The sequence below is a fragment of the Solidesulfovibrio carbinoliphilus subsp. oakridgensis genome, from assembly GCF_000177215.2.
Lineage (GTDB): Bacteria > Desulfobacterota > Desulfovibrionia > Desulfovibrionales > Desulfovibrionaceae > Solidesulfovibrio > Solidesulfovibrio carbinoliphilus.
In genome coordinates this window covers 860,202-876,608 of record NZ_CM001368.1, presented here as the reverse complement: position 1 = coordinate 876,608, position 16,407 = coordinate 860,202, and the positions used below count along the sequence as shown (strand labels likewise).

The following is a 16,407-nucleotide window of genomic DNA, read 5'->3' as shown; positions in this document are numbered from 1 at the left end:
AAACGCGAAGAAACCCCGGCCACCCCCTCGGGCGGCCGGCCAAGCCACAAAAAGGAGTAGCAACCATGGCCATTCAACTGAGCGACGCGAATTTCGAGGCCGAAGCCTTGCAGTGCGACCTGCCGGTCCTGGTGGACTTCTGGGCTCCCTGGTGCGGGCCGTGCCGGGCCATGGGGCCGGTCATCGACGAACTGGCCAACGAGTACACCGGCCAGGTCAAGGTGGCCAAAATGAACGTGGACGAGAACCCGAGCACCCCGAGCAAGTACGGCATCCGCGCCATCCCCACGCTGATCCTGTTCAAGGGCGGCGAAGTGGTGGAACAGATCACCGGTGCGGTCTCCAAAAGCAGCATCAAGGAAATGATCTCTCAAAAGGCGCTCTGATTCATGAAACGCTATGACGCCGTCGTGATCGGGGGCGGCCCGGCCGGCATGACGGCCGCTCTCTATCTGGCTCGGTCCGACGTGTCCGTGGCCCTGGTGGAAAAGCTGTCTCCGGGCGGACAGATGCTCATGACGCATCTGATCGAGAACTATCCCGGCTTCCCGGAAGGCATCGAGGGCTGGAAACTGGCCGACCTCATGGCCGCGCACCTCGGACACTACGCCGTGGACCGGATCGGCGACGAGGTGCGGGCCATCGAGTCCGCAGACGGCGTCCACCGCGTCAACGTGGCGGGCGAGACCGTCGAGGCCACGGCCGTGGTCCTGGCCACGGGCGCCCGGTACAAGCGGGTGGGGATTCCCGGCGAGCAGGAGCTCGTGGGCAAGGGCGTGTCCTACTGCGCCCTTTGCGACGGGAACTTTTTCCGGGGCCAGACCGTGGCCGTCATCGGCGGCGGCAACGCCGCCCTGGAAGAATCCCTGTACCTGTCCCGGCTGGTCAAAAAGCTCTACCTCATCCACCGGCGCGACGATTTCCGGGGGCAGAAATGCTACCAGGACCGGTGCTCCGTGAGTCCGGTCATCGAGATCCTGCGTTCGACCGTGGTGTGCTCCATCACGGGCGCGGACAGCGTCACCGGGATCGAGGTCCGCGACGTCAAAAGCGGCGACTGCCATGTCCTGCCCGTGGACGGCGTCTTTGTCTTTGTCGGGTTCGAGCCCCAGGGCGACTTCTACCCCGCGGGCCTGGACCGGGACGGACAGGGATTTATCAAAACCGACGCGGAAATGCGCACGAACATCGAGGGCATCTTCGCGGCCGGGGATATCCGTTCGAAATCCTGCCGGCAGGTGACCACGGCTGTCGGCGACGGCGCCTGCGCCGCCCATGCCGCCTACGCCTATCTCAGTTCGCGCTTCTCGCAAGGCTGACCGCCGGACCCGATCGACCGCCGGGCCACGGGGCGAAGGCGGCCGGACGGGTTCGGTTTTTTCCATTGTGCGCCCTTGCCCCATCTGGTAAGAGGACGCGCATCAAAACGCCTGACCGGTTGCCGCCTTGGGGCGTTGCCGCGTCCGACGCATGGCGCCCGGCCGGGACCGGGCCATATCCGGGAACCAATCATGAATGCGATGTTGCGCCGTTTTCTGCCTCTCTCCTGCCTGCTGCTCTTCCTTGGCGGCTGTGCCGGGCTCATGGACTATTATTTTCTGCCTCCTCCCGAGGATACCGCCCAGGAGCTGTATGAATCCGGTCGCCAGGCCATGTCCGAAAAGGACTACTACGGAGCCATCGGCTACTTCATGAAGCTCAAGGACCGCTATCCGTTCAGCCCCTACACGCCGATGGGCACGGTCGCCCTGGCCGACGCCTACTTCCTGACCGAGGATTACGGTCCGGCCGCGGAAACCTACAAGGAATTCGAGTCGGTCCATCCGCGAAGCGAAGAAATTCCCTACGTCCTCTACCAGATCGGCGTGTCCAACTTCAAACGTTCCGAGTCCATCGACATGCCGCAAGGCAACCTGCAGGAAGCCCTCCAGTATTTCTACCTCCTGGAGCAGACCTTCCCGGACACCGACTACGGCAAGGAGGCGGCGGAGTACATCCGACGCTGCCGCAAGCGGCTGGCCGAACATGAACTCTTTGTGGCCGATTTCTACTGGCGCACCGACCAGTTCGGCGCGGCCTGGAAACGCTACATGTACACGGCCGAGAACTTCAAAGACCTCGAGGAAGTTCTCGAATACTCGAAGCTGCGGGCCGAGCTGTCCTACCTCGAATACCAGAAGACCCTGACCGAGACCGAACGGCGAAAGATCGAAGGCAGTTGGCGCAACTGGGCCAAACGCTGGCTGTAAGGACCAGGCGCGAGCGGGGCGGCCGTCCGCCCCGCTCGCGTTTATGGCGCCGATATTCATGAACATGGACACGGAGTACGACATTCCGGACGCAGCCGGCGGCTGGCCCGAGGCCATGGAGCGGGGCAGGATGGCGGACGCGGCCTTTGCCGCGGCCTATGCCCGGGTTTCGGACCGGGAGCGTTCCCTGGCAAAGACCGGCCTGGCCGCCGTCTATGCCGCCTGCGGCGGCCCCATGCCGCGCTTTCGCCGCTGGTCCGCCGGCCTTGGCCATGACCTTGGCCTGACCCGTCTGGACGTTCCCCTGGATTTCGTGGTTGTCCTGTGCGGCCGGTCCTTCGCCTCGCCGGCGAGACTGGCGGCGGCGGTGGTGCCGGCCCTGTGCGCCCGGGTGCCCCAGGTCGCGGCCGTGCGTGTCGGCGACCGCTGGCCGAGGGAACTCCTCGTCGCCCTGGAACTTTGCGGCGTGGAGACCGCCTGCCGCCTGGGGAGCCGTTCCCTGGCCGGCCTGTGGCCGGCCCTGGCGGCCACAGGCCACGGCGCGGTGGTCTGCCTGGACGGCGTTTCCCCGCCGCCGGCCGTCGGCCGGCTCCGGGTCCTCGCGGCGCACACGGCCGGGCGGGTCGGCCTCTTTCCCGGCCCGGACGCGACCTTTGACCGCGAGGCCCTGGCCTTTGCCCACCCGGACATGGCGTTTTTCGTCCACGGCGAGGCCGATGCGGCCGAAAACGAGCCGTTTTACGCCGCCTCGGGCACCACTCTGGCCGAAGCCGCCGCACTGGGCTACGATGCCGTCTACACCGGCGAAGCAATGCTCCCCCAGGCCATGGACGCGGCCCCCCTGGCCCTTGGGCCCGGCCGGGAAACGTTCTGGCTTTGGCCCGAGCTTTCGCCCGAAGTCTTCCGACGCCGGCATGTCGCCGCCCTGGCCGAGGGGCCGGCTGCGACCGGACCGGACGGTCCCGACGCCGGGTGACATCCTTCGCCGCAACCGCAGCAACACGGATCGGAGCGTTCATGAGCGCCAAGAAGGGGAGCGGGAAGGGCAGGCTGCCAAGCCTTCGCAACATCGGCATCATCGCCCACATCGACGCCGGCAAGACCACCTTGACCGAGCGCATCCTTTTTTTCACCGGCAAGATCCACCGCATGGGCGAAGTCCACGACGGCACGGCCACCATGGACTTCATGCCCGAAGAGCAGGAGCGGGGCATCACCATCACCTCGGCCTGCACCACCTGCGCCTGGAAAGGCCATACGGTCAACATCATCGACACCCCGGGCCACGTGGACTTCACCATGGAGGTCCAGCGGTCGCTGCGGGTCCTTGACGGGGCGGTCGGCGTTTTTTGCGCCGTGTCCGGGGTCGAGCCCCAGTCCGAGACGGTCTGGCGGCAGTCGGTGGCCTATGGCGTGCCGAAGCTGGCCTGCGTCAACAAGCTCGACCGCCTGGGCGCGGACTTCGAAGGAACGCTCGCCGCCATGCGCGAGAAGCTTGCGGCCAATCCCGTGGCTGTGACCATTCCGCTTGGCCAGGGAGCCGACCTCGCCGGGCTGGTCGACCTGCTCGCCATGGAGCGCCTGGATTTCGACCCGAAAAGCCAGGGGGAAGAGGTCCTGCGCCGCCCCCTTTCCGAAGACGAGGCCGCCTACGCCGCGCCCTGGCGCGAACGGCTCGTGGAAGCGGCCTGCGAATACGACGAAACCCTCATGGAAGCCTATCTTTCCGGCGGCGACATCGATCCGGCCCTTCTCGTGGCCGGGCTTCGCGCCGCCACCCTGGCCCACGACATCGTGCCGGTCTTTGCCGCTTCGGCCCTCAAGAACATCGGCGTCCAGCCGCTGCTGGACGGGGTCCTGGCCTTTCTGCCGAGTCCGCTGGACCGTGGGGCGGTGGCCGGCCTCGACCCGGACACCAAGGCGGAAAAGCGTTTCGAGCCCGACGCCGGCGCGCCGCTTTCCGCCCTGGTCTTCAAGGTCAGCATGGAGACCGGCCGCAAGCAGGTCTTCGCCCGGGTCTATTCCGGCCGCCTGGAAGCCGGCAAGGACGTCTACAACGCCACCCGCGACGTGGTGGAGAAGCCGTCCCGGCTTTTTCACCTACACGCCGGACACCGGGAAAAGGCCGAAGTGGTGGGGCCGGGCGAAATCGTGGCCGTGGCCGGCCTTAAAAGCGCCATGACCGGCGACACGCTCTGCGCCAGGGCCGATCCTATCCTTCTCGAATCCATCACCGGGTACAAGCCGGTCATAAGCCTGGCCCTCGAACCCCGAAACGCGGAAGAGGCCGAGAAACTCAAGGAAGCCCTCGACAAGCTCCTCCAGGAGGACTCCACCCTGACCCTCATCGAAGACCCGGACACGGAGCAGTTGATCCTCTCCGGCATGGGCGAGCTCCATCTCGACGTGGTGCTCGAACGGGCCCGCCGGGAATACGGCGTGGCGCCCCGGGCCGGCAAGCCGCAGGTGGTTTACCTGGAGACGGTCACCGGGCCCGGAGCCGGGGAGGGCGAATTCGACCGCGAGCTCGGCGACCGGGTCCACCACGGAAAAGTGGGGCTCGCCGTGTCGCCGTTGCCCCGGGAGGCCGGTCGGGAGATCATGTTTGAAATCGACGCCCAGACCTATCCGCCGGCCTGGATCCAGGCCGTGACCGAGGGTCTGGAGGACGGCCTGCAAAGCGGGCCGTTGCGGGGTTATCCCGTCCAGGACGTCCGGGTGCGGGTGACGGGCATTTTCCCGGCCGAGGGCAAAACCACGCCGGTCGGCTGCCGCATGGCCGCGAGCATGGCCCTCAAAGCCGCCCTGGCCGACGCGAGACCGGCGCTCCTCGAACCGATCATGGAACTCGAGATCGGGGTGCCGGACGCCTTCGTCGGCGACGTGGCCGGGCTTCTGGGCTCCAAGGGGGCCAAGATCGAAAACATGTTCGACCGGGCCGGCCAGAAGGTCGTGACCGCGCTCGCCCCCCTTCGCCAGATGTTCGGCTTTTCCACGGACCTGCGTTCGGCCACCCAGGGCCGGGCCGGGCTCACCATGCGTTTTTCCAAATTCGACCTGCTGCAGTAGCCGCGAACCGACGGTCCCATGTCCACACGCGCCTTGGTTTCTCCGGATATATCCCGCCGTTTCGACGTGCTGCGCACACTCCTCGTGGCCTTCATCATCGGCGTGCACGTCGAAAAAGGGGTGCAGGCCTATTACGCCGTGGTTCCGGATGGCCTTCGGGCCTGGCTGGCCCTGGTCAACCACAACCTCTACCGGTTGTGCGTACCCGTCTTCTTCAGTATTTCCGGGTATCTCTTCTACCTGACCTACAAGCCCACGGCTGCGGCCTACGGCCGGATGGTGGTCAAAAAAACCAAGACCATCCTGCTGCCGTACCTGTTTTTCAACGCCCTCACCATCGCGCTCATCCTCCTTTTCAACAAGGTCCCCTACATCGGCGACATAAACGACCTGCGCGCGGACGGGATCGCCAAATACCTGCTTGGCGTCTACCGTTTCCCGGCCGTCTACACCCTCTGGTTCCTGCGCGACCTGTATGTCTATTTCCTGCTGGCCCCGGTCTTTTACGTAGTGTCCGAAGAGATTCCTCTGCTCGGGCTCCCCCTTTTCTGGGCCATCTGGATGTTCGTTCCCCAGGCCGGCCTGCCCGTGGAACTGAGCGGCCTGTTTTTTTTCTACGCCGGCTGCCTGCTGTCCCGGACCCGGGCCGATCTCGATGCCGCCAGGCGCCTGACCGTGTCGGTGGCCGCCCTGTACGGGGTCATGGCCCTGGCCACGGCCCATGTGGAATTCCACTATGGGTTTGCGCCGCTTTATCATCTGCTTTATCGCAACACGCTTATTTGCGGGACTTTTGCCTTGTGGCTCCTCACGGGCTATTCGTGGCTTGGCCGCTCGAAGCTCCTTCTCGGCCTGTCCGGCGTCTCCTTTTTCGTGTACCTGACCCATGAACCGGTGCTGTCCTACCTGATCTACGGGACGCGGTTTTTGTTCCACCCCTCGGGCACGGCGGACGGCATCGCGTATATGCTGCTCTTGCTCTTGGTGACCTTTGCCCTGTGTACGGGACTGGCCCGGTTGTGCATCCGGTTCGTTCCGACCGCCTACGCCCTGGTCACGGGATCGAGGCTGCCCCGATGAGCATGCGCATTATCGGCGGCCGGTTCGGCGGACGCCGCATCAAGGTCATTGAATCGCAAGGCCTGCGTCCGGCCACAGGCCGGGTGCGCGAGGCGCTCTTTTCCATGCTGGCCGCCCGGGGGGCACTGGCTCCCGGGGCCCGGGTGCTCGATCTTTTCGCCGGGGCCGGCAGTGTCGGCATCGAGGCCCTGTCGCGCGGAGCATCGCAAGCCCTTTTTGTCGAGAAGCACCCGGCCGTGGCCCGGGTACTGCGGGAAAACCTGCGCGGCCTGGGCCTGGCGCCGGACGAGGCCAAGGTCGTCGAGGCCGACGTGGCCCGGGCCCTGCCACGGCTCGCCGGCCAGACCTTTGACCTGGTGGCCATCGACCCGCCGTATGGCCTTGGGCTTTTGCCGCCGACCCTGGCCGGGCTCGTCGCCAACGGGCTGCTCGCGCCCGGCGGCGTCATCGTGGCGGAAATCGAGGCCGGTGCCGACCTGCCCGACACGGCCGTGCCCGACACCCTCGAGTGCCTGACCGACCGGCTTTACGGTCAAACGAGGATCATTCTATGGACACCAATCCTTCCTGCTTCGCCGTCTACCCCGGAACCTTCGACCCCCTGACCAACGGGCATGTCTCCCTGGTGCGCCGGGCGGCCAAGATCTTCGGCACAGTGATTGTGGCCGTGGCCGGCGACTCCCACAAGACGCCGCTTTTCTCCCTGGAGGAGCGGGTGGCCATTGCCGAGGGCGTCTTCGCCCATGACGAGCGGGTGCTGGTGGAAGGATTTTCCGGGCTGCTCGTCAACTACGTCAAGGCCAGGCAGGCCAACGTCATCCTTCGCGGCATGCGGGCCGTGTCCGACTTCGAATTCGAGTTCCAGATGGCGCTCATGAACAGGAAGCTCGACCGGACCATCGAGACCGTCTTTATCATGACCGACTACAAGTGGCTCTACATCAGCTCCACCATCGTCAAGGAAGTGGCCAAGCACGGCGGGGAGATACGCGGCATGGTCCCGGAATCGGTCCGCGAGCGGATGCTCGAAAAATACGGCCAGGCCGGCCCCGGCAAGGAAGGCTGAGAATGGCCGCCACACGGGTCGTCTGTCTCCTTGGGGCCACGGGCACGGGCAAGACCGAGGCCGCGCTCCGTCTGGCCGAGGCCTTTGGCGGGGCAGTGGTCAACGTCGATTCCAGGCAGGTCTACCAGGGCTTGGCCGTGCTGACGGCCCAGCCGACGCCGGCCGAACAGGACCGCTGCCCCCATTTCCTCTACGGTGACACGCCCCTCGACCGGCCGGTCTGCGCCGGGGACTTCGCCAAACGGGCCAGGCTGGTCATCGGCTCCATTGCCGAACGGGGTCTCCTGCCGCTGCTCGTCGGTGGCACGGGCCTCTATTTCCGGGCCATCCTCGGCGGCTTGGCCCCGATTCCGCCGGTGCCGCCCGAGGTCCGCACGGCCGTGGCCAGGGAATACGATGCCGCAGGGCCGTCCGTCGCCCACGCACGCCTGGTGGCTGTCGATCCGGACGCGGCCGCGAGGATCAATCCGGCCGACCGCCAGCGCGTGACCCGGGCCCTGGAAGTCTGGGCGGCCACGGGCCGGACGCTCACCTCCTGGCACGCCGAGGGCGATCCCGAGGCGCCAGACTACGATATCTTCAAAATCGGCTTGGCCCTGCCGCGAAACGTCCTGGCCCGCCATCTGGCCAACCGCATCGAGGCCATGGCGGCAGGCGGAGCCGTGGACGAGGTGCGCGCCGCCCTGGCCCGGTATCCGGCCGACGCCCCGGGACTTTCCGGCATCGGCGGCCCGGAGCTGGCCGCCTTCCTGTCCGGGGCCAGGCCGCTTGCGGCGGCAAAATCCGCCTGGCTCTCCAACACCCGGGCCTATGCCAAGCGCCAGGAGACCTGGTTTCGCAAGGAACCGGACGTGGTCTGGTTCGCCCCGGACGACCACGCCGGCATGGCCGCGGCCGTCGTCGCCTGGCATGGGGGAGGGCGTTCATGAACCGTCGCAACGCCCTTGCCTTTCTCGGGCTGGCCGGACTGGCCCTGGCCGGCCGGCCAGCCCTTCTTTTGGCTGATTCGGCCGACGAACTGGCCAACCAGGGCCAGGACGCCCTGAACGACGGCAATCCGGCCAAGGCCCTGCCCATCCTGCTCGAGGCCCAGGCCAAGGATCCCCGAAACGACCGGGTGGAGGCCCTGCTCGGCCGGGCCTATTTCCAGCAGGGCGACGCCCGGCAGGCGCTCCATCATTTCACCGCGGCCGTGCGGCTTAATCCCGAGGACACCCTGTCCCGGATCATGGTCGAAACCATCAGCCAGTTTCCGCAGCCGGCCTCGGGCGCAAAAAGCCGGGAGACGCCGCCCCGGCGATCCTCGGCCCTGGCCGGAGAGGCCCGGGCCGAGCGCCAGGCGCTTCTCGCCCGAAACGCCCCCCCCCGCTGGGACGGGCCCTTTCGCCTGCTCATCGACCCCGGCCATGGCGGCGCGGACAGCGGCGCGCCAGGGGAAGGCTTGCGCGAGGCCGACGTGGCCCTGGACCTGGCCCTGCGGCTGGCCCGGCTCCTGGCCGCCATTCCGGACGGACCGGCCGTCTCGCTCACCCGGACGGCGGATGTGGCCCTGCCGGGCTGGGCCCGGGCCGCCCTGGCCGGGTATTACGGCGCGGACCTGCTGTTGTCCGTGCACGCCACGCGGCTGACCACCGAGCCCGTCGTGGCCGGCGTGTCCTTCCATACCTTCGCCCGGACGCCGACAGATGCCCTGGCCGGGGCGGCGGCCAAGGCGGAAAGCATGGCCTCCGGCCGCCATGTCGCGGACCTGGGGCGGGGAGGGCAGGAGTATTTCGCCAGGGCGGTGCGGCAGGCGGCAGGAACCGGGCACACCGTCCGGGCGGCGGCCCTGGCCGCGGTTCTGGCCAAGTCCTGGCCGGCCGGTTCGCCCTTGCCCCTGCGGGGCGTCGGGGCCGGTCCCTTCCGCCTGCTGGCCGAGGCCGATGCCCCGGCGATCCTGGTCGAGGCCGGCTTTCTCTCCAACACCGGCAACGCCGCGCTGCTCGCCGTGCCGGAAAAACGCCAGGCCCTGGCCAAGGCCCTGGCCGACGCCCTGTTGGCCGTGGTCCGGGAGCCAGGCAAGCCTGGCCCATGAAAAAGCCCCGCCGGGAATCCCGACGGGGCCTTGCGATCGGCTGGGCCTGGGCCTAGTTCTTGTCCGGCGAATCGTCCTTGGGCTGCTTGCCCGGGGTGACGTCGATTTCGTCGGGTTCGGTCGTGGCTTTCTTGAAGTTCTTGATGGCCTTGCCCATGCCGGCACCGATCTCGGGAAGCTTGTTGGCTCCAAACATGACGAGCACGATGACCAGAATGATGATAAGCTCCGGAAATCCGAGTCCAAACATGACATGCCTCCGCGAATGGGTTGGCCGAGGCTATACACGCGGCCTGGGAGCAGGTCAAGGAAGGGGCCCGGGCCCTTGGGACAGGCCGTGCCGGCCTGGCTGACCCGGCTCTCCGGCCAGGGTTGCCGCCATTTCCTGGCCGGCCGCTGCCTGTATGCGGAACACGTGAATCCCGGCCTGGAGGAGGGCTTCGTGTGCGTGGTGGTGCACCGCCTGGGCCGGGCCTTTGACGACTTTCTGCTTCGGGCCGAGAACCTGGGCCTTGGCGAAGAGGAGGCCGGACGGGTCTGGCAGGCCCGTTTCCCGGCCACCTTGGCCAAAGAAGGCAATTGTCAGGATTACCTGCCCGGTGGTACGACGTCCTTCCCTGATTGCGCCCATGCGGCAGGCGAGTTGTGCCTGCTGGCCCTGCCCGCCTGTCCCGGCCGGTGCGGCCGTTTTTTTTCGCGCCAGGGGTAAGCTTTCGCAAGGACGGTTTTCCCATGCATGGCCTGCTGTATTTCCCGAGCCTCCACCCGGCCCTGTCCCACGGCCTTGTCCCGGGCGTGCGGTTTCTCGATCCCGGCCTGGCCGATTCCGGTGCCGGCCCCTGGCTGCGGCCGGAAGGCCTGCCGCTTATCGGCGACGAACTGGCCGGAATGCTCCGCGGGTTCGACCGCTTGCGCCGGGAAGTCAAAAACCCCAAAGACCTGGCGCTCTTGGCCGGAGCCTCGGGCGGCCACTTTTTCGCCGACACCTCCTTTGCCGTGCGCGAGGCCTTCGCCGACCAGGAACACCCCGAGCGGGTGGGCGCCAGACGGGCGAAAAGCGCCCAGCTGGCCCTGTGCCTGGCCTACATGGTCGAGGAAAGCCTCCTGGAGCTCGCCGGCACGGGCGAACTGGACGTGCGGTTCGCCACGGCCATGGCCGAAAGCCTGGGCCTTGGCGACGACGATTCGGACGAGGAACTGGCCACGGCCCTGGCCGGCGTCGGGGACATGTTGCCGGCGGCCGCCCTGGCCGACGAATTCCGGCCGCCCTGGCGACAGGTCCTGTCCCCATTCTGGGCCGTCGCCCCGGAGGGGGCAGGGCTTTTCGTGGTGGATCCGGACATGGCCGCGACCCTGCTCGACGCCGGCCTGCCGTTTGCCGAACCCTCCGCCCCGGAGCTGGCCGGCTGGTTCCCGGACGGCCGGCCGGAGAGGCCGCTTCTGGCCGCTTGCGCCACCGGCTGGCGGACACTCGGCAAGACCCGTCCCGATCCCGACGCGCCCTGGCTCGACGCGCCCCGGCCGATCGTGATCCCCAAACCCTAAGGAGGCGACGGTGTACGTCTGCAACCCCCTTTCGCCCCCGGATTTCCTCGGCCGGGTCAAGGGCGTCATCTTCGACTGCGACGGCGTGCTGGTGGATTCCCGCGACGCCAACCGCATGTACTACAACCTCATCCGCGAAGGGCTCGGCATGCTGCCCATCACTCCGGAAGAGGAAGACTACGTGCACATGCATTCGGTCACCGAGTGCCTGGCCCGCATCATCCCGGCCGACCGGCTGGAGGAAGCGGACACCGTCCGGCGAAATCTCGATTACGACGACATCTTTCCCTATATCTTCCTGGAAGACGGCCTGGTCGAACTGCTCGACGTCCTGGCCGGCCGGGGCATCCGCATGGCGGTCCACACCAACCGGACCAACACCGTGGAACGGCTTTTGCGTCATTTCGAGATCGACAACTATTTCAGTCCCGTGGTCAGCGCCGGCAGCCTCAAGCGCCCCAAACCCGATCCCGAAGGCGTGCTCACCATTCTGGCCGCCTGGGATCTCCCCAAGGCCGATGTGGCCTACATCGGGGATTCGGCCCTGGACGAGCGGTCGGCCAGGGCGGCCGGTATCGAGTTCTGGTCGTACAAAAACCCGGGGCTCCTGGCCGCCATGTACCTCCCGGACTTCCACAGCCTGCGCCGGTGCCTGGCCCCGGAAGCAGCCGGGACGTAGCGGGGGGGGAGGCCGGAGGCCCGGGACGGACGGGAATCGGAAATAGCCCGGCCCGTCCGCTTTTCGTCAAAAGGCCGGGGGCCGACTCTGCCGGACGGGCGGGCCAGGCCTCGAATTATCTTGATTAAAACCAGTCGCTGTGCCATTTTTCGGCTCAAGCGCGGTTGCTTGGTCGTCTTCTGCCAAAGGAAAATACATGGATATCATTGGATATTTTTTTGTCGCGCTGGCCAGGGTCCTGGACATCGTCCTCTCCCTGTATTTCTGGATCATCATCATTGCCGCCCTGATGTCCTGGGTGCGGCCCGATCCCTATAATCCCGTCGTCCGGTTCCTGCGGGCCATGACCGATCCGGTGTTCTACCGGGTCCGGCGGTGGTTGCCGTTCCTGACGATCGGGGGCTTCGACCTTTCCCCCATTGTGGTAATTTTGGCCATCCAGTTTCTGCAGTGGTTCCTGGTGCCGACGCTTTTGCGCCTGGGCGGCATGGGACACCTGTAACCGGAGCGTCGCGGACCGCCTATGGCCGAGCCCTTGCCCGAAAGGACGCACAACCGGCGGGATGTGAGACGCCGCCCCAAGCGCAGGCCCGGTTGCCGTGATCCGCGATAACCTTCTCCCATCCGAACGGAAATTCGCCATATGCCTGCCCGGGTGCCGCCCGGACGACGGGAACCGCTGGCCGGCAGGGACGGCGGGGCGGGCGTCGGCTGTTTTGAGACAGGCGGCCGACCGGGCCGTCTGGGCACAGGAGGCCGGCGTGGCAAAAAGCGGCCGCCCGACAGGGCCGGGAAAGAGGCGCCCATCCGGCGCGGTGGCCGAAGCCAAGGCCGGACTGCCCGTTTTCGCGACAGCCGACGGACCGGGCGTCTGGACGCTCCGGGTGGTGGTAACTCCCGGGGGAAGCCGGGACACCCTGGCCGGGCTGGCCGAAGGCCGGCTGCGGGTGCGGCTGCGGGCCAAGGCCGTGGAAGGGCAGGCCAACGCCGGATTGACCGTCTTTCTGGCCGGCTGCCTGGGGCTTCGGCCCCGGCAGGTGGCCATTGTGTCCGGGGAGAAGTCCCGGAAAAAGACCTTGCGCATTTCCGCCGAGTCCGAACCCGACTGGTCCGCCGTGACCGGATCGGGATGTGACTAGAACCGTCAACAAGGAGTCTTCGCCATGGACCAACGCGATCTGGAGCTCATTGGCAAGTACGCTGAGGCAGACCCCGAACTGAAGAGTCTGTACGAGGAGCATGTCGCGTTTGAAAAGATTCTGGACAAGATGGAAGGGAAACCCTTCCTGACCCCTTCGGAAGAGACGGAACTGAAGGAAATCAAGAAAAAGAAGCTGTCCGGAAAGACCCGCATCGAAACGCTCCTGATGAAATACCGCAAGGCGGAGGACCAATAGCATGGAACTCACCGGGGCCCAGATCCTTCTGGAATCCTTGCGCCGCGAGGATGTGGAAGTCGTGTTCGGCTTCCCCGGAGGTGCGGTCATCGATATCTACGACCAGCTGCCGAAGTATCCCCTGCGACACGTGCTGGCGCGCCATGAGCAGGGAGCCATCCACGCTGCGGACGGGTATGCCCGGGCCACGGGCAGGGTAGGCGTCTGTCTGGTGACCTCGGGCCCCGGAGCCACCAATGCCGTAACCGGCATCGCCACAGCCTACATGGATTCCGTGCCGGTGGTCGTCATCACCGGCCAGGTGCCGACGCCGCTCATCGGCAACGACGCCTTCCAGGAAGTCGACATCGTCGGCATCACGCGCTCCTGCACCAAGCACAATTACCTGGTCAAAGACGTGCGGGACCTGGCCCGGGTCATCAAGGAGGCTTTTTACCTGGCCTCCACCGGCCGGCCGGGACCGGTGCTGATCGACCTGCCCAAGGACGTGCAGCGGGCTGTTTGCGAGTACAACTACCCCAAAGATATCAAGATGCGCAGCTACAATCCCACCTACACGCCCAACCCCAAGCAGGTGGTCAAGGTGGCGGAGGTGGTGCGCCGGGCCAAAAAGCCCATCATCTACGCCGGCGGCGGGGTCATCGCCTCGGGCGCGAGCGCGGATCTGGCCTGGCTGGCCCGGTCCTGCGGCATCCCGGTCACGGCCACCCTCATGGCCCTTGGCTGCTTCCCGGCCGACGATCCCCTCTGGCTCGGCATGCTCGGCATGCACGGCACCTACGCCGCCAACATGGCCATCAGCCACGCCGACCTGATCCTGGCCATCGGCTGCCGCTTTGACGACCGCGTCACGGGCAAGATCAGCGAATTCGCCAAGAACGCCAAGATCGTGCACATCGACATCGACCCCACCTCCATCCAGAAAAACGTGCACGTGCACATTCCGGTGGTGGCCGACTGCCAGAAGTTCCTGACGGCCCTGCGCCAGACCCTGGAGCCGGTCCTCGCGGAAGGGACGGAATCCTTCCCGAAGCGCCATGCGCCGTGGCTTTCGCAGGTGACGGCCTGGCAAGAGGAAAAGCCGCTGACCTACGCCTCGGACACGGACAAGATCAAACCTCAGTACGTGGTGGAGGTCATCTCCCGCCTGACCAAGGGCGAGGCCATCATCACCACCGAGGTCGGCCAGAACCAGATGTGGGCGGCCCAGTTCTACCAGTTCGTCCGGCCCCGCTCGTTCATCAGTTCCGGCGGCCTTGGCACCATGGGCTTCGGCTTTCCCGCGGCCATCGGGGCGCAGATGGCCTTTCCGGACCGGCTCGTCATCGACGTGGCCGGCGACGGCTCCATCCAGATGTGCATCCAGGAGCTGGCCACGGCCGTGTGCTACGGCCTGCCCGTCAAGATCGTGATCCTAAACAACGGCTACCTTGGCATGGTCCGCCAGTGGCAGGAACTCTTCTACGAGAAGAACTACTGCGCCACCTGCCTGGACGTGGCCCCGGACTTCGTCAAACTGGCCGAGGCCTACGGCGCGGCCGGCTTCCGGGTGACCGACCCAGGGCAAGTGGAATCGGTCCTCGCCGAGGCCTTTGCCCTGCCAAAGACCGTCATTGTGGATGTGGTCATTGACCGCGAGGAAAACGTCGCGCCCATGGTCCCGGCCGGCAAGTCCATAACCGAGATGATCCTCGTCTAGGAGCCCCCATGCGCCACATACTCTCCATACTGGTCGAGGACGAGCCCGGGGTGCTCTCCAGGGTGGCCGGCCTTTTCAGCGGCCGGGGGTACAACATCGAAACCTTGAACGTGGCCCCGACCCTGACCGAGGGCCTGTCCATGATGACCATCACCACCGAGGGCGACGAGGCCATCATCGAACAGATCGTCAAGCAGCTGCGAAAGCTCGTGACCACGCTCAAGGTGGTGGACCTGACCGGCGTCAAATCCGTGGAGCGCGAGATGATGCTCCTGCGGGTGGACGCGGAAGGCGGAAAACGGGCCGAAGTGCTCCGTATCGTCGACATTTTCCGGTGCAAGGTGGTGGACGTGAGCTTGGATGAGCTCGTGCTCGAAGTCACCGGCACCCAGGACAAGCTGACCGCGCTCATAAGCTTGCTGCAACGGTTCGGCATCAAGGAAGTCGCCCGCACAGGCTCGGTCGCCATGCGACGCGGCATGCAGGAATAAAAAAGGAGCTGTGATGAAAATCTATTACGACCAGGACGCCGATCTTTCCCTTTTGGCTGATAAAACCGTGGCCGTCCTCGGCTACGGCAGCCAGGGCCACGCCCATGCCCAGAACCTGCGCGATTCGGGCGTCAAGGTGGTCATCGGCCAGCGTCCCGGCGGTCCCAACTGGCAGCTGGCCAAGGAGAACGGCTTCACGCCCATGAGCGCCGCCGAAGCCTCGGCCGCCGCCGACATCATCATGATCCTGGTGCCGGACCAGCACCAGAAGGCCCTTTACGAAAAAGACGTCCTGCCGAACCTCAAGCCCGGCAAGATGCTCATGTTCGCCCACGGGTTCAACATCCACTTCCAGCAGATCGTGCCCCCGGCCGACGTGGACGTGACCATGGTCGCGCCCAAGGGCCCCGGCCACCTCGTGCGCCGGGTCTACACCGAAGGGGCCGGCGTGCCGAACCTGATCGCGGTGCACCAGAACGCCACGGGCAAGGCCATGGAACTGGCGCTCGCCTATGCCAAGGGCATCGGCGGCACGCGCGGCGGCGTTTTGACCACCACCTTCAAGGAAGAGACCGAGACCGATCTTTTCGGCGAGCAGGCGGTCCTGTGCGGCGGCGCTTCCGAGCTGGTCAAGGCCGGATTCGAGACCCTGTGCGAGGCGGGGTACCAGCCCGAGATCGCTTACTTCGAGTGCCTGCACGAACTGAAACTCATCGTTGACCTCATGTACGAGGGCGGCCTGTCGCGCATGCGCTATTCCATCAGCGACACGGCCGAGTACGGCGACTACTCGCGCGGCCCGCGCGTGGTGACCGACGAGACCCGTAAGGAAATGAAAAAGATCCTCAAAGAAATCCAGGAAGGCACCTTTGCCAAGGAATTCATTGTGGAGAACATGTCCGGCCGGGCCCACTTCCTGTCCATGCGCCGCATCAACGCCGAGCATCCCATCGAGAAGGTGGGGGCGAAGCTGCGCGACATGATGAGCTGGCTCAAGAAATAGACACCAGACGCCCTGACGCGGCCGCGCCAACAGGCGCGGCCGTTTTTCAAGGAGC

Annotated in this window: 20 protein-coding genes; 19 read left to right on the top strand and 1 reads right to left on the bottom strand. The window is 66.2% G+C overall.

Annotated elements, in window-relative coordinates; all coding sequences use genetic code 11:
• Positions 1 to 65: 65 nt before the first annotated feature.
• The 10 genes from trxA to DFW101_RS03785 all read left to right on the top strand — a co-directional run bounded on the left by trxA (position 66) and on the right by DFW101_RS03785 (position 9,538).
• Entirely contained in the window at positions 66 to 386 is a 321-nt protein-coding gene (gene trxA, locus DFW101_RS03830) for a thioredoxin (RefSeq protein WP_009108368.1), read from the top strand.
• Positions 387 to 389: 3 nt separating this feature from the next.
• Positions 390 to 1,319 (top strand): thioredoxin-disulfide reductase, encoded by a 930-nt coding sequence (gene trxB, locus DFW101_RS03825; protein WP_009108367.1) that lies wholly within the window; start codon positions 390 to 392, stop codon positions 1,317 to 1,319.
• A 192-nt stretch (positions 1,320 to 1,511) separates the two neighbouring features.
• Positions 1,512 to 2,249, top strand: coding sequence for an outer membrane protein assembly factor BamD (locus DFW101_RS03820; protein ID WP_009180208.1), 738 nt, complete (start codon positions 1,512 to 1,514; stop codon positions 2,247 to 2,249).
• A 58-nt stretch (positions 2,250 to 2,307) separates the two neighbouring features.
• Positions 2,308 to 3,225: a hypothetical protein gene (locus tag DFW101_RS03815; protein ID WP_009180207.1), complete on the top strand. Its 918-nt coding sequence runs from the start codon at positions 2,308 to 2,310 to the stop codon at positions 3,223 to 3,225.
• A gap of 41 nt (positions 3,226 to 3,266) precedes the next feature.
• A complete protein-coding gene (gene fusA / locus DFW101_RS03810; RefSeq protein WP_009180206.1) occupies positions 3,267 to 5,318 on the top strand; it encodes an elongation factor G in 2,052 nt (683 codons plus the stop codon).
• An 18-nt stretch (positions 5,319 to 5,336) separates the two neighbouring features.
• On the top strand, positions 5,337 to 6,398 hold the full coding sequence (locus DFW101_RS03805; protein ID WP_009180205.1) for an acyltransferase family protein: 1,062 nt from the start codon (positions 5,337 to 5,339) through the stop codon (positions 6,396 to 6,398).
• 2 nt (positions 6,399 to 6,400) lie between these two features.
• Complete coding sequence (gene rsmD / locus DFW101_RS03800; protein WP_043643161.1) at positions 6,401 to 7,003, top strand: 16S rRNA (guanine(966)-N(2))-methyltransferase RsmD; 603 nt, start codon at positions 6,401 to 6,403, stop codon at positions 7,001 to 7,003.
• Positions 6,949 to 7,464, top strand: a complete 516-nt coding sequence (gene coaD, locus DFW101_RS03795; protein WP_009180203.1) for a pantetheine-phosphate adenylyltransferase — start codon at positions 6,949 to 6,951, stop codon at positions 7,462 to 7,464. Before rsmD ends, coaD begins: the two co-directional genes overlap by 55 nt.
• A gap of 2 nt (positions 7,465 to 7,466) precedes the next feature.
• Positions 7,467 to 8,393 carry a tRNA (adenosine(37)-N6)-dimethylallyltransferase MiaA gene (gene miaA, locus DFW101_RS03790; protein ID WP_009180202.1) on the top strand — a complete coding sequence of 309 codons (927 nt, stop codon included), beginning with the start codon at positions 7,467 to 7,469 and terminating at the stop codon, positions 8,391 to 8,393.
• Complete coding sequence (locus DFW101_RS03785) at positions 8,390 to 9,538, top strand: N-acetylmuramoyl-L-alanine amidase (protein WP_009180201.1); 1,149 nt, start codon at positions 8,390 to 8,392, stop codon at positions 9,536 to 9,538. The genes miaA and DFW101_RS03785 overlap by 4 nt, the downstream gene beginning before the upstream one ends.
• A 52-nt stretch (positions 9,539 to 9,590) precedes the next feature.
• On the opposite strand, the gene DFW101_RS03780 is transcribed toward DFW101_RS03785, so the two are convergent.
• Positions 9,591 to 9,788 (bottom strand): twin-arginine translocase TatA/TatE family subunit, encoded by a 198-nt coding sequence (locus DFW101_RS03780; RefSeq protein WP_009108358.1) that lies wholly within the window; start codon positions 9,786 to 9,788, stop codon positions 9,591 to 9,593.
• 75 nt (positions 9,789 to 9,863) lie between these two features.
• Between DFW101_RS03780 and DFW101_RS03775 the strand changes: the two genes are divergently transcribed.
• The 9 genes from DFW101_RS03775 (at position 9,864) to ilvC (ending at position 16,352) form a co-directional block, all read left to right on the top strand.
• Positions 9,864 to 10,247 (top strand): hypothetical protein, encoded by a 384-nt coding sequence (locus tag DFW101_RS03775; RefSeq protein ID WP_232286142.1) that lies wholly within the window; start codon positions 9,864 to 9,866, stop codon positions 10,245 to 10,247.
• A gap of 23 nt (positions 10,248 to 10,270) precedes the next feature.
• Entirely contained in the window at positions 10,271 to 11,083 is an 813-nt protein-coding gene (locus DFW101_RS03770) for a hypothetical protein (protein ID WP_009180199.1), read from the top strand.
• Positions 11,084 to 11,093: 10 nt separating this feature from the next.
• On the top strand, positions 11,094 to 11,762 hold the full coding sequence (locus tag DFW101_RS03765; RefSeq protein ID WP_009180198.1) for an HAD family hydrolase: 669 nt from the start codon (positions 11,094 to 11,096) through the stop codon (positions 11,760 to 11,762).
• A gap of 196 nt (positions 11,763 to 11,958) precedes the next feature.
• On the top strand, positions 11,959 to 12,264 hold the full coding sequence (locus DFW101_RS03760; RefSeq protein ID WP_009108354.1) for a YggT family protein: 306 nt from the start codon (positions 11,959 to 11,961) through the stop codon (positions 12,262 to 12,264).
• 259 nt (positions 12,265 to 12,523) lie between these two features.
• Complete coding sequence (locus DFW101_RS03755; protein ID WP_009180197.1) at positions 12,524 to 12,901, top strand: DUF167 domain-containing protein; 378 nt, start codon at positions 12,524 to 12,526, stop codon at positions 12,899 to 12,901.
• Between the two features lie 24 nt (positions 12,902 to 12,925).
• Positions 12,926 to 13,159: a DUF465 domain-containing protein gene (locus DFW101_RS03750; protein ID WP_009180196.1), complete on the top strand. Its 234-nt coding sequence runs from the start codon at positions 12,926 to 12,928 to the stop codon at positions 13,157 to 13,159.
• Position 13,160: 1 nt separating this feature from the next.
• Entirely contained in the window at positions 13,161 to 14,858 is a 1,698-nt protein-coding gene (gene ilvB, locus DFW101_RS03745) for a biosynthetic-type acetolactate synthase large subunit (protein ID WP_009180195.1), read from the top strand.
• A gap of 8 nt (positions 14,859 to 14,866) precedes the next feature.
• Positions 14,867 to 15,349: an acetolactate synthase small subunit gene (gene ilvN, locus DFW101_RS03740; protein ID WP_009180194.1), complete on the top strand. Its 483-nt coding sequence runs from the start codon at positions 14,867 to 14,869 to the stop codon at positions 15,347 to 15,349.
• Positions 15,350 to 15,362: 13 nt separating this feature from the next.
• Entirely contained in the window at positions 15,363 to 16,352 is a 990-nt protein-coding gene (ilvC, locus tag DFW101_RS03735) for a ketol-acid reductoisomerase (protein ID WP_009180193.1), read from the top strand.
• Positions 16,353 to 16,407 lie beyond the last annotated feature (55 nt).